Here is a 14,029-nt window from a genome sequence, read left to right on the forward strand (position 1 = left end):
AGAGTCTCTTAAAAATAAAGACGCATTCGAAAAAGCGTGTCGCTGATTTTTTAGTGGATTTTTTTAAAAGACGATGGAGAGAAGGAGTCCTTTCATGAGTTTACGATTTATTCTTGGCGATGGCCGTTGTCGTCATGATCAAGCAGTGATAGAAAATGCAAAAAGCTGGTTAGAAAAAGACCATCAAGAAGTATTTTTCCTGGTACCTAACTACAACAAATTTGAACGAGAGCGCGAGATCCTTCAATTACTGAAAGAGGATCGCGTAGAAGATTTTGCTTCTATTCGCGCGCAAGTGTATAGTTTTCACCGTTTGGCTTGGTTTTATCTGCAGCAAACCGGCTTGCTTTCTCAAAATGCCATCACTGAAAATGGTGCCTCCATGATCATGCGTAAGCTGCTTTTGGAACTAGAAGAAGAACTCGTCTTATACCGTGGTGAGATCAACAAAGCGGGTTTTATCCAACAATTGTTGGCTTTCTATCAAGAAATGCATACAAGTCGATTGGGGATCGAAGATTTATTAGCAGGTGGTGCTGCACCAAGCGCAACCCAAGACGAAGAAAAAAAATACAGTGAATTAGCGATAATTTTTCAACGATTTGAACAAGAACTTCTAGAGCGTGCCTTGCAAGTCGAACAACCGATCACCTTACTGACACGCTTTCTGGAAGGTTCCTTGCTGGGCGATTCCTCGGTGGATCATGCAATGCCAACCACTGTTTCTTTGAACAAAGCGCCAGATCTTTCCCACGCCTTATTTATTATCAGCGGTTTCTCCGCTTTTTCAACACAAGAGCAACAGTTGATTCAAGTACTGATGATGAGAAGTCATGTAGTGATTGATCTTATTTTGGATCGCGGGTACCCACAAGAGATGCCCACGCCATTGAATTTATTTTACGAAGCAGGACGGACCTATTATCAGTTGATCAGTTCTGCTCGTGACAATCAAGTGAACATTTACTTAGATCAGAAACTTTCCGTCAACCAAGAGGTGGACAAAGAAGACGAGGGATCGATCCCGCAGGCATACAAGGAAGTAGAAACTTTTTGGCGGCAGACCCAATCACAAGCCAATTATCATCAGCAGACGTCCGTCAAAGACTTCTTGGCTGTCTGGAAAGTTGGGAATCCCGAAGAAGAGATTCGTCAAATCGCAGCGTCGATCCGCGGGATGATGAGTGATAAGAAACGGTACCCAACATTACGGTATCGTGATATCCAATTACTGATCGCCGAACCAGAAGTCTATCATCAGTATATTCCTAAAATTTTTACTGAGTTTGAGATTCCTTTTTATATCGATGAAGAGCAGATGATGGCGCAACATCCATTGGTTGAGTTTTTGAATGCTTTTTTTGCTTGTCAATCCTATGGCTTTCGCTTAAATGATATTTTACGGTTGCTTAGAACGGAACTTTACTTACCGGCAGCCTATCGCTCCGAAGCAGATTGGCTTGTTGGGCGTGACCAGTTTCGTAAGTTGGTGGATATTACCGAGAACAAAGCGCTGGCTCATGATTTCCAAGGAGCGAGTTGGACGAGAAACGAAGATTGGGAACTGATCGAGTATTTACAATCGGAAGAAGAAGCAGTGGACAAAGTGGATTTGACGGCGTACACCAATCAGCTTCGCAGGGCTTTCAAGCAAGATGTCGTGGATACACTCGATTGGCTGACAGCAGCTAGAACAAATCGAGATGCCGTAGAACTGCTGTATCGCTTTTTACTGAATGCGGGTGTCGAGCAACAGCTGAGGCATTGGCGAGACCAGGCAATCCAACAAGGAAAATTAGATCAAGCCCGCAATCATGAACAAGCATGGCAAGCTTTAATGGATCTGCTGGATGAGTATGCCACGATCTATGGAGATGAGCCCTTTGATTTTGCGCTCTTTGAAGATGTCTTATTGACTGGCTTAGAAAATGTCACATTCGGAAAGATCCCAACAGCGATCGACCAAGTCAACATCAACCGCCTTGATTTGGCACGTCCGAAACAAGCGAAGATCACATTTGCACCGGGATTGAATGAAACGGCTTTGCCAAGAAAAATGGAAAATAAAACATTGTTGACGAATGAAGAACGTCAGCATTTCAATCAGTTATTTAATGGTGAAAAATACCTTAGAGATACAGTGGTGGAAGGCAGTGTCAAAGAACCATTTGCCTTTTATTCTGTCTTGCTTTCAGCGACAGAGCACTTATCACTGTCCTATGCCGTTAATTTTGATACACAGCAAAACATCAAGATGTCGCCTTATTTAGACCGCGTGGTCAAGCATTTGGATGTACCACTGCAAGAGCGGGGGATCTTGACGCTAGTCAGTGACCCGAGAGACTATGTTGGCAGTTATCGTGGCCTGATCTACCAAATCAATAATCTCAGTCAGCAAGCGCAAAAAAACAAAGAGAATTTGCCTCGAGTGTGGGAGCAACTGAAACAAGCGCTGTTACGTTCGGAATGGACAGATTTAGCTGCCCAAGTATTTGAAAGCCAAACCCATCAAAATATTCCGATTCCTTTGTCTCAAGCACAAGCTGCGGCGCTATATGGCCCGTCGATCTACAGCTCCATTTCTCAGATGGAGACGTTCTATCAGTGTGAATACAAGTATTTCGTCAGCTACGGATTACGGTTAAAAGAACGGGAAGTTTATGGCTTAAATCCAGCAATGACCGGTGAGTTTTTCCATGATGCGTTGGACCGCTTTGTCAAAGTCCTAATTGCTGAAAATATTTCCTTGACCCAGTTAACTGCTGACCAACGCGTGCAATTTGTGGAAGTCGTTTTGCAGGAAATTTTTGGCGAAAGCCGTTATCGCTTACTGACGAGTTCTGCTCGGATGAATTTTATTCGGTATCAATTAGGCAAGACGATTCAGCGAGTAGCGTGGGCATTAGCGAAACAAGGACAAAAAATGCATTTTAGTCCTGAAAAGACGGAGGTGCTGTTCGGCCAGATCGCTGGCTCAAATGGGATTAACGGGATCGAATTACCATTAAGTTCTGGCGGGAAACTACATGTGCGGGGGAAGATTGATCGTGTCGATACGGCGAAAACGGAAGAAGAACAATGGCTTTCCGTTGTTGACTATAAATCTAGCAGCCGAGATTTTGACCTTTCTGAAGCCTACTACGGACTTGCGATGCAGTTGATCACGTATCTCGACGTCGCATTGACGGATGCTGTCCAACTGGTTGGTTCGCCAAAGGTTCGACCAGCGGGGGCATATTATCTGCATGTGCATAATCCGCTTTTGGACGGACAAGAAGCCAGTGAAGAAGAACGTTTAAAACGTTTCAAGTATGACGGGTTGTTTATTGACGAACCGGCTGTTTTCCCGTTACTCGATGAGGAAGTTGAAGCCAGCAAAAATTCGCCGGTATTTCCTGTTCGGAAAGACAAAAACGGCAATTATCAAAAAACAACACAGGCGAAAAACAAGTTTTATACAGAAGAAGAGCTTGAACTATTAAGAAAACACAATCGGAAAAATATGCAACAAAGTGGTGAGAAGCTGTTGAGCGGTGAAATCGCCTTAAACCCGTCTTATAAATTAAAAGACAAAAAAAGGGCGTGTGAGTTTTGTCCGTTTCGCAGCATCTGTGACTTTGATGTATTGTTGAAAGAAAATGAGTACCACCGTTTAGAAAACTTATCTAAAGATGAGATTATCCATCGCTTAAGGGAGGAAGAAGATGAGTAAGATCCCTTTAAAACCGCAAAATGAAACCTTTACGGATACCCAATGGCAAGCCATTTTTGATAAAGGGGATAATATCCTCGTTTCCGCTTCAGCGGGTTCAGGCAAAACCACCGTTTTGGTTCGGCGAGTGATTGAAAAGCTAAAAGCAGGAACGACGATCGATTCTTTACTGATCGTGACCTTTACCGAAGCAGCTGCTCGAGAAATGAAAGAACGGATTCAAGCGGCATTGCAGCAGGCCATCAATCAAGAAAGTGACGAGCAAAAGCGTCAGCACTTCGTCCGTCAGTTGCAGCTATTGCCGACAGCTAACATTTCTACCTTGCATGCGTTTTGTTTAACTGTGATTCGGCGTTTTTATTATTTGATCGATTTAGATCCAAATTTCCGCATGATGACTGATGAAACCGAAATTTTATTGATGAAAGAAGAAATCTGGACACAGCTGAGAGATCAACAATATGAAGCCAATGATGAAGCCTTCTTTCGTTTGACAGAAAATTTTTCTAGTGATCGTTCTGATGAAGGCGTCGGGGATCTGATCCTGTCTCTTTATGACTTTGCCCGAGCAAATCCGGATCCAGTAAACTGGTTAGCTCATCTAAGTGATCACTATATCGGCAAAGAAACCTTTGCTGAAAATACCCTGTACCAATCGCAAATCAAGCCGACTTTGCAAGAAAACTTGAAGACAGCGGCGCATTTGCTGCAGGCGGCGCAAGACTATGCCCGCTCTGATGAAGCGATGGAAAAAGCGGCACTATTGATCGATACCGAATTAGGAATGGTGGAAACCTTAAAGGCTCTGCTTGATGCAGACGATGTCGATGGCTTCTATGAGCAAATCCAAGTGTTGCGTTTTGCTCGCTACCCAGCTTTTCGCAAACCAGAACAAAAGGAACTCTCTCAAGAAATTAAACCTTTGCGAGATGATGCGAAAAAATTGGTTGAGCAATTGAAAGCGGCCTTTCCATACCCACCGGCTGAAATGATGGAGCTGCTTCATCGGTCCGCACCTGTCGTTGAAAAAATGGCAGCTATGACCGAAGCGTTTATGAAAGCATTCCAAGAAAGGAAACTTTCAAAAGGCCGTTTAGACTTTAATGATTTGGAACATTTCACCTTGCAGATTTTACAAGGAGACGGTAGTGGAAGTGAAGCGTCGACCTATTATCGTGATCGCTTTGAAGAAGTTTTAGTCGATGAATATCAAGACGTCAATCGGCTGCAAGAGGCAATTTTATATTGGGTGAGACAAGTCGATCATAACCCCGGCAACATGTTTATGGTGGGGGATGTAAAGCAGTCGATCTATTCGTTTCGACTAGCAGATCCGACGCTATTTATCGAAAAATACTTGGCATTTGAAACGGAGAATGGTGGGCGGAGAATCGTCTTAGCAGAAAATTTCCGTTCTCGCTCCGACGTATTGGATTTTACGAATCTAGTTTTTCAACAGCTGATGGATGAACGGGTTGGACAAATCCCTTATGATGAGGCGGCAGCCTTGATTACCGGTTTTCCTCATTTTCCAGAAAGCGACGCCTTTGCCACAGAGCTCTTGTTATATGAAAAAGAGCATGAATCCGAAGAACAATTGATCGATGACAAAACAGAGGGTGAAATGCAGATTACTGCATTGAAGATTCGAGAGTTGATTGAATCAAACTTCATGATCTATGACAAAAAAGCCAAAGCAAATCGACCAATCACTTACAACGATATCGTCTTATTGACCCCTACACGTAAAAACAATCTTGTCATTTTAGATGTCTTTAAGCAGTTTGGGATTCCGATGGCGGTGAATGATGCTCAAAACTATTTTCAGGCAACGGAAATCCAAACCGTCGTTTCTTTGCTGCAAATCATTGACAATCCGTACCAAGATATCCCCCTTGTGGCGGTCTTGCGTTCGCCAATCGTCGGCCTAACAGAAGATCAATTGGCTGAGATCCGTTTAGCAAATCGTTCCAGCGACTACTATGATGCAGTATTGGATTATCATGTTCAACAAGAAGAGTCACCCTTGTGGCAAACGGTGGATGGGTTTTTAGCCAAACTAAATCAATGGCGCGAAGAAGCACGCAGATTACCGATCCCGACCTTATTATGGCAAATCTATGAAGATACTGCTTACTTGGATTATGTTGTGGGACTTCCTGCAGGACAGCAGCGTTATGCAAATTTAGTGGCATTGATCCACAGAGCCGAAAAATACGAAAAGAGCAGTTTCCGTGGTTTGTACCAATTCATTCGCTTCATCGAAAAAATGCAAGAAAAAAACAAAGATTTGGCGGAGCCTGTGGGTACTCCTGTAGAAGATGCCGTTCGAGTGATGACCGTCCATGCAAGTAAAGGCTTGGAATTCCCTGTTGTGTTCTTACTGGATACTACAAAATTCTTTAACTACCAAGATTTTCAAAAACGCTATATCTTTGAAGAACAGCTGGGGGCTGGGATCCAATATGTGAATCCAGCAGAAAACCTTAAATTTGAGACACTGCCGTTTCAAGCCATCAAGCAAGTTCGTTTGAAAAAAGCCTTGTCAGAAGAAATGCGAAAATTATACGTAGCATTGACACGAGCAGAGCAGAAGCTTTTCTTAGTGGGCTCCTATAAAAATCAAGCGGATGCCTTTAAGACTTGGCAATCTGGCCTGACACAAGCCGAGATGGTTCTTGATCCTGCATTACGGCTTGTTGCCCGGGGGAGCTTGATGGATTGGGTCGGACGGACCCTGATGCGCCATCCAGATATGGAAGCAGTATTCTCTGAAGCGTCAGAGCGCAAGCGGACGATCGATCATCCTGCTCATTTTCGTCTGTCATGGTGGAATCAAGAAACGATCACGCAACAAGTCCAAGAGACCCTTGCGCCAGTCGAGGAGTCTAAACGATTGCTTGCGCCAGATAGCAATATCGATGATCTTTTGAAACGCCTAGCATATCGCTATCCTTATCAAAAAGCGACCCAAACGACTAGTTATCAATCTGTATCAGAATTGAAAAGACTCTATAACGATCCCGATGATCAACAGACCACTTTGTTGGAATGGCGGTCGGTTTCCGAGAAGACGAATCCTCAGCAGTATCGCTACGTACAGGATGAATTGGCGAAACCAAAATTTCTGCAAGAAACGAAGCCTCTCGCCAGCAGTATCGGGACAGCAACACATACGGTTTTGCAAATGATCCCATTAGGAATGACGCCAACACAAGATACTTTGGAGCTCCTGATTGCTGAACTCGTGAAAAAGCAATTTTTTTCTGAAGAAATCGCCAAAAAAATTGACCGATCGAGCATTTTGTGGTTTTATCAAACTGAACTAGGTGAACTGCTGAACCGATCCTCTGATGTGGTGAAGCGGGAGCAGCCGTTTTCGATGCTAAAAGAGGCTGATACGATCTTTGAAGGGTTTGACGAACCAGATGCGCCGCTTTTGATCCATGGTATTATCGACGGCTATATTGAATTGGCGGATGAAATCATTTTATATGACTTTAAAACAGATGATGTTTTCGGCAGTCAGGCTCAGATTGAAAAGAAAATGCGCGAACGATATTATGGTCAATTGAAACTCTACTGCCAAGCATTGGAGAAAGCATTGAGCAAACCAGTGAAACAGACCTATTTAGTGCTGTTAAAACCTAAAATGATCGTGGCATTCTAGCTGATCGATCCTAGTTTCTTACAATTCGTAAGTCATATGCTATAATAGGTAAAAGAGGTGATGGAGAATGATAAAAGTAGAATCGGATTATGCCCTTTGTCCTAAATTTGAAAAAGCTTTTTCTATTTTAGGCAAAAAGTGGAACGGCTTGATCATTGATGTCCTTCTTGAAGACGGCAAACAAAGATTTGTTGAGTTAGCAAACAAGATTCCTCAAGTGAGTGATCGGGTGTTAGTCGAACGCTTGAAAGAATTAGAGCGGGAAGAAATTGTCTGCAAAGAAAACAATCTTTACTGCTTGACGCCAAGAGGTATTGCTCTTGAAAAGAGTATGATGAGTGTGAAGCGTTGGGCAGAAACCTGGGTGCGTGAGGAAGAATGCAGTTGATTTCTCACCGGAAATTAGGTAAACTAAGCTTAAATGAATAGATAAAAAGCGTTGATAGAAACTAGTAATTTGGCTGAATCAGAAAAAGGGAGACTTGTCACAGACTGAAAGCAAGTCCTGTATTCGAAAAATGAATTTCACTTCTGGAGCTTGCTGATTACAGTCAGTCGGCAGTTTTGCTGTCGTTAGCCGAAGTGAGTGCGCGGTTTTTTTCGCGAATGAGGATGGTAACACGAGACGTCGTTCCTTTTTTTAAGGGATGATGTCTTTTTTTGTCTTTATACGAATGATACTCACTTTATTCAGTCAATCCAGTCTTTTTATTCTTACACTATTCACAGCATAGAAGGAGGAAATACATGTCTTTACAAGAGAAATTAGAAGCATTGAAGGAAACGACATTGCTTAAAATCAAAGAAAGTCCAACCATGAATGACTTAAATCAGATTCGAGTGGAAGTGCTTGGAAAAAAAGGTCCCATAACAGAAGTTCTGCGGGGAATGAAAGATCTTTCTGCGGAAGAACGGCCGAAGGTGGGGAGCTATGCCAACGAGATTCGTGATATCTTGACAGAAGCGATTGAAGAAGCCAAGACGTCTATCGAAGCAGCAAACTTGGAAAAAGCTCTTGCTGAAGAATCCATCGACGTGACGTTGCCTGGTAAAAAGATGGACCGAGGAACACGCCATGTGCTAACGCAAATCATGGAAGAAATCGAAGATATCTTTGTTGGTATGGGCTACCAAGTAGTCGAAGGTTACGAAGTGGAAAAAGATCATTACAACTTCGAACGGATGAATCTGCCAAAGGATCATCCAGCCAGAGACATGCAAGATACTTTTTATATTTCAGAGGAAGTGCTGATTCGAACCCATACGTCACCAGTGCAAGCGAGAACAATGGAGACTCATGATTTTTCTAAAGGGCCGCTGCGGATGATCTCACCCGGGAAAGTTTTCCGTCGTGACACAGATGATGCGACCCATAGCCACCAATTCCATCAAATTGAAGGTTTGGTAATCGATAAGAATATTACGATGGGTGACTTAAAAGGAACCTTAGAAGTCATGATGCAAAAAATGTTTGGGGAAGATCGCCAAATTCGCTTGCGACCAAGCTATTTCCCTTTCACAGAACCATCGGTCGAAGTCGATGTCAGCTGCTTCAAGTGCGGTGGTGCCGGTTGTAATGTTTGTAAACAAACTGGCTGGATCGAGATCCTCGGTGCTGGAATGGTGCATCCTAACGTCTTAGAAATGTCAGGGATCGATCCAACCCAATATTCAGGATTTGCTTTTGGTTTAGGTCCTGATCGAGTGGCAATGCTGCGCTACGGCGTGAACGACATTCGCCAATTCTATCAAAATGATGTGCGTTTCATTCGCCAGTTCAAGGGGGAACAATAAATGTTAGTATCATACAAATGGTTAAATGAATACCTTGATCTGTCTGAGATCACACCCAAAGAGCTGGCGGATAAAATGTCAGTGACGGGGATCGAAGTCGAAGGTATTGACGTGCCTGAAGAGGGTTTAAAAAAAATCGTTGTCGGAGAAGTGACCGACTGCCGACCACATCCAGATTCTGATCATCTATCAATTTGCCAAGTAAATATTGGCGAGGATGAAGACTCACAGATCGTTTGTGGTGCGCCGAATGTCAAAAGCGGCATCAAAGTCATCGTGGCATTACCAGGCTCTCGAATCGCGGGCAACGTAAAAATCAAAAAGGGCAAGATGCGGGGAGAAGTTTCCAACGGCATGATTTGTTCGTTGCAAGAGTTGGGATATGCAGATAGCGTGATTCCCAAAGAATACGCAGAAGGAATCTATTATTTACCAGCAGAAGCAGAAGTAGGAACACCAGTTTTTCCTTATCTTGATATGGATGATCACATTATCGAATTATCGATCACTCCGAATCGTGCGGATGCGTTGAGCATGCGGGGGGTTGCTTATGAAGTTGGTGCAATCTATCGGCAAACACCGAAGTTTCCTGAAATTGCGCTTACCGAAAGTGAAGTAGCTGCTGCCGATAAAATTCAGGTGAAGGTCACTGAAGCAACGGATGCACCCGCCTACCAAATTCGAATCATTGATGGCGTAACGATCGCCCCAAGTCCACAATGGCTGCAAAATCGCTTGATGAATGAAGGCATTCGTCCAATCAATAATGTCGTGGACGTGACGAATTATATCTTACTGTTATTTGGTCAACCATTGCATGCTTTTGATTATCAAAAGCTAGACAGCAAGGAAATACTGGTACGTCGCGGCAAAGAAAATGAAAGCCTGGTTACCTTAGATGGAGAAACTCGTCAGCTTTCCCCAGAAGACATCGTTATCACCAACGGAACGACACCAGTTGCGCTCGCAGGCGTCATGGGAGGTCTTGATTCTGAAATCACGGAAACGACGACCACAGTCGCTTTAGAAGCGGCCTTGTTCGATCCATTAGCGATTCGTTTGACTTCGAAAAAATTCAATTTAAGAAGCGAATCATCCGCTCGTTTTGAAAAAGGGATCAACCAAGCAACGGTTGCAAAAGCTTGTGATGCAGCAGCAGCACTGATTGCGGAACTTGCTGGCGGAACGGTCTTAAAAGAGGCAGTAATAGGTTCCCAAGTAGCAGAAGAACCTGTGGAGGTTGCGATTACTTTAGCACGGATCAATAGCTATTTAGGCACAGAAATCACTGATGAAGAAGTGCAAGAAATCTTTGATGCATTAGGCTTTGGTCATCGTCAAGAAGCAGACAGCTATATTGTTTCAGTCCCACCTCGTCGTTGGGATATTACTATCGAAGCAGATATCATTGAAGAAGTGGCGCGTATTTACGGTTATGATCGTTTGCCATCGACTTTACCGCAAGGAGAAACGGTTGCCGGTCATTTAACCAAAGCGCAACGTCTGACTAGAGAAGTTCGGACTCTTTTGGAAGGCAACGGGGTCAGTGAAGCCATCAGCTATGCTTTGACAACGGAAGAGAAGGCGCAACAATTTACGGATAAATCGAGCCAAGTGACTCGATTGGATTGGCCAATGACCGAAGAGCGTGCCGTCTTGCGCTTGAATCTGATTTCAGGTTTGTTAGACGACGTTGCGTACAATTTGGCACGTAAAAACAATCGTGTTGCTTTATATGAAATTGGTCGCGTCTTCTATCAAACGGGCGACAGTAAACACGAACTGCCAACAGAAGTCAATCACTTAGGGCTAGCATTGACAGGAAATATCCATGAGAAAGACTGGCAAACCCAAGCTCAAAAAGTTGATTTCTTCCATTTGAAAGGCATTTTAGAAAATCTTTTTGATTCGTTGGTATTAACCGACCGTATTCGTTATCAAAAAACGGCAGATATCAAAGAGATGCATCCTGGGCGTACGGCAATGATCTTACTAGATGACCTAGAAATCGGCTTCTTGGGACAAGTCCATCCATCGATCGCCAAAGCCTACGAAGTGAGTGAAACCTATGTTGCTGAATTGAACTTAGATCAGTTGTTAGCAGCTAAAACAGAACAATTGGTCTATCAACCAGTTTCTAAGTTCCCATCAGTGACCCGAGATATGGCACTCTTGCTCGATGAAACGATCGATAACCAATCCGTGATGGAAATCATTCGTGAAAGTGCAGGTCGCTTCTTAAGTGATATTCGTTTATTCGATGTTTATCAAGGGAAAAACATTGAAGCAGGTAAAAAATCTCTAGGGTACAGTCTGACCTTTAGCAATCCGGAAGCTACCCTGACGGATGAAGAGATCAATCACGCAATAGCGAAAATTACTCGTAACTTAGAAGAAAACGTTCAAGCAGAAATCCGCTAATCAAATAAGTAGAAAAACGTTCTCCACCATACAAAGAAGTTGGGTGGGGAACGTTTTCTACTATTATAATAGATGCTCAGATGACACAAGAATGTTAGGAGTTGAGTGAAAGCCTTAAAAGATTTCTCTATAGAAGGCATTCCAGCTTTTTTGGTACAACCTTTTTTAAACACTGGCTAGGCTGAAAAAATGCATTTTCTAATCAGCGTTTTATGAAGTTATTTTTTAGGACAGCTCCTCGATTTTTGCGCAAGAAACAGCATTAAATCAAAATACACAAAGTGTCAGTCTTGGGAGGAAGTGTTCTCGTGAAATCTAACACAGAGTTTGTACATAGGTTTTGCATGAAAGAATTCATTCCGATTTGTAAACAAAAAAACAAGCCGTAAAGGCTTGTTTTTTTAAGTAAAGTAATTGATGCCCATTGCATTTTTGACTTCAGCTAGCGTCTGAGCGGCAACTTGTTCAGCTTTTTCACTACCAAGTTTTAGTAAGTTCATCACTTCACCGGGATCTTTGGCAAAAGCTTCACGGCGCTCACGAATGGGTGCAAATTCGGCTTCCAGAACATCGATCAAATAGCGTTTGATTTTGACATCGCCTAATCCACCACGGGTGTAATGTTCTTTTAATTCAGCAATTTTTTCTTTTTCGGTACCAAATACATCAAGATAAGTGAAGACCATATTGCCTTCAACTTGTCCGGGGTCGTTGACATGAATGTGATTTGGGTCCGTGTACATGCTCATCACTTTCTTTTGTAATACATCGGCTGGATCAGCTAAGTAAATGCCGTTGTTCAATGATTTGCTCATTTTCCCGTTCCCATCGATCCCCGCTAAACGTCCCATGCCTTTTGGCGGTAAAACCGCTTTTGGTTCGACTAATACTTCACTATACGTAGAATTAAAACTATGCACGATTTCTTGCGTTTGTTCCAGCATTGGTTTTTGATCTTCGCCGACTGGGACTAAATTTGCTTTAAAAGCGGTGATATCCGCTGCTTGAGAGACAGGATAGATGAAGAAACCAGAAGGAACGCCTTCACCAAATTTTTTTTGTTCAATTTCGGCTTTAACGGTTGGATTGCGTCGTACTCGAGCAACACTGACTAGATTGAGATAATACATCGTCAATTCAGAGAGCTGAGGGATTTGCGATTGAATAAACATCGTTGTTTTTGCTGGATCCAATCCAACGGCTAAATAATCCAAAGCAACTTCTAAAATATTCGCTGAGACCTTCTCAGGTGTTTTCGCATTATCTGTTAGTGCCTGCATGTCAGCGACCATGATATAAAGCTGATTTTCAGGGTCAGCTTGCATTTCGACCCGTTTTTTTAAAGACCCCACATAATGGCCAAGATGCAATTTGCCAGTTGGGCGGTCGCCAGTTAAAATCGTATTCACTTTTTTTCCACCTTTTCCTTTGTTATATGGTTTATCTTACCTTTTTTTAGCAAAAGAAACAACCGGTTCTCCTTGTGATCTGATGGGGTGAGAAAAATTTTCATGGACAAAAACCTCACATCAAAGTAAAATAGCACTTGTCTTTTCAGAAATAAGGGGGGAACATTGGAAAAGAACCTTTACAAATGAAAAAAGATTGAGCTATAATATGAATCAAATCTTTCCAATTACTCATTTAATTTTAAAAAAAGCTAGGAGTGTGAATCAATGGCAATGATCGAATTTAAGAACGTAGAGAAATATTACGGAAAGTTCCATGCATTAAAAAACATCAACCTTGAATTTGAAAAAGGTGAGGTCGTTGTTGTTATCGGGCCTTCAGGATCTGGTAAAAGTACAATGCTCCGTACGATTAATGGTCTAGAAACCATTTCAGGTGGTCAATTATTGGTCAATGGTAAGAACTTGTTTGACAAAGATGTCAAAATGACAGAAATTAGAAAAAACATCGGCATGGTGTTTCAACATTTCAACTTGTATCCAAATAAAACCGTGTTAGAAAATATTACGTTGGCACCGATTAAAGTATTAAAACAAAATGAGCAAGAAGCCATCAATTTGGCGGAAAAACTTCTTGATCGGGTAGGGATGTTAGATAAAAAAGATTCCTATCCTTCCATGTTATCCGGCGGACAACAGCAGCGGGTCGCAATTGCCAGAGGGCTTGCGATGAAACCAGAGATGCTGCTTTTTGATGAGCCAACGTCAGCATTGGATCCAGAAATGATTGGTGATGTATTGGATGTCATGAAAAAAATTGCCAGTGAAGGTATGTCCATGATCGTTGTTACCCATGAAATGAGCTTTGCCCGTGAAGTAGCAGATCGAATCGTCTTTATGGCGGAAGGACAAGTCTTAGAAGACCGGCGCGATGTCGATGGATTCTTTGATGCACCAAGAGACGAACGTGCAAAACAATTCTTGAGTAAAGTCACAAATCATTAAGCAATAGGAGGAACCCTT

General features: G+C 42.7%; 7 protein-coding genes. 6 read left to right on the forward strand and 1 reads right to left on the reverse strand.

All coding sequences use genetic code 11. The features are described from left to right. Window positions 1-94 precede the first annotated feature (94 nt). The 5 genes from IGK63_RS07410 (at window position 95) to pheT (ending at window position 11,597) form a co-directional block, all read left to right on the forward strand. Window positions 95-3,712, forward strand: coding sequence for a PD-(D/E)XK nuclease family protein (locus IGK63_RS07410; RefSeq protein WP_016612122.1), 3,618 nt, complete (start codon window positions 95-97; stop codon window positions 3,710-3,712). Continuing rightward, the gene (gene addA / locus IGK63_RS07415) at window positions 3,705-7,382 is read left to right on the forward strand and encodes a helicase-exonuclease AddAB subunit AddA (RefSeq protein ID WP_422708702.1); all 3,678 of its coding nucleotides are present in this window, start codon (window positions 3,705-3,707) and stop codon (window positions 7,380-7,382) included. The genes IGK63_RS07410 and addA overlap by 8 nt, the downstream gene beginning before the upstream one ends. A gap of 67 nt (window positions 7,383-7,449) precedes the next feature. Further along, window positions 7,450-7,770, forward strand: coding sequence for a winged helix-turn-helix transcriptional regulator (locus IGK63_RS07420; protein WP_005226192.1), 321 nt, complete (start codon window positions 7,450-7,452; stop codon window positions 7,768-7,770). 359 nt (window positions 7,771-8,129) lie between these two features. Next, the gene (gene pheS, locus IGK63_RS07425; RefSeq protein ID WP_005236117.1) at window positions 8,130-9,176 is read left to right on the forward strand and encodes a phenylalanine--tRNA ligase subunit alpha; all 1,047 of its coding nucleotides are present in this window, start codon (window positions 8,130-8,132) and stop codon (window positions 9,174-9,176) included. Further along, window positions 9,177-11,597, forward strand: coding sequence for a phenylalanine--tRNA ligase subunit beta (gene pheT, locus IGK63_RS07430; protein ID WP_016612124.1), 2,421 nt, complete (start codon window positions 9,177-9,179; stop codon window positions 11,595-11,597). Window positions 11,598-11,998: 401 nt separating this feature from the next. On the opposite strand, the gene trpS is transcribed toward pheT, so the two are convergent. After that, window positions 11,999-13,006, reverse strand: a complete 1,008-nt coding sequence (trpS, locus tag IGK63_RS07435; protein WP_275626131.1) for a tryptophan--tRNA ligase — start codon at window positions 13,004-13,006, stop codon at window positions 11,999-12,001. A 267-nt stretch (window positions 13,007-13,273) separates the two neighbouring features. Between trpS and IGK63_RS07440 the strand changes: the two genes are divergently transcribed. After that, a complete protein-coding gene (locus IGK63_RS07440; protein ID WP_008381909.1) occupies window positions 13,274-14,011 on the forward strand; it encodes an amino acid ABC transporter ATP-binding protein in 738 nt (245 codons plus the stop codon). Window positions 14,012-14,029 lie beyond the last annotated feature (18 nt).

The organism is Enterococcus sp. AZ040 (assembly GCF_050499185.1).
Lineage (GTDB): Bacteria > Bacillota > Bacilli > Lactobacillales > Enterococcaceae > Enterococcus_D > Enterococcus_D entomosocium.

Coding starts and splice junctions, on each gene's coding strand:
- IGK63_RS07410 (WP_016612122.1), top strand. CDS start 95: ATGAGTTTACGATTTATTCTTGGCGATGGCCGTTGTCGTCATGATCAA.
- addA (WP_422708702.1), top strand. CDS start 3,705: ATGAGTAAGATCCCTTTAAAACCGCAAAATGAAACCTTTACGGATACC.
- IGK63_RS07420 (WP_005226192.1), top strand. CDS start 7,450: ATGATAAAAGTAGAATCGGATTATGCCCTTTGTCCTAAATTTGAAAAA.
- pheS (WP_005236117.1), top strand. CDS start 8,130: ATGTCTTTACAAGAGAAATTAGAAGCATTGAAGGAAACGACATTGCTT.
- pheT (WP_016612124.1), top strand. CDS start 9,177: ATGTTAGTATCATACAAATGGTTAAATGAATACCTTGATCTGTCTGAG.
- IGK63_RS07440 (WP_008381909.1), top strand. CDS start 13,274: ATGGCAATGATCGAATTTAAGAACGTAGAGAAATATTACGGAAAGTTC.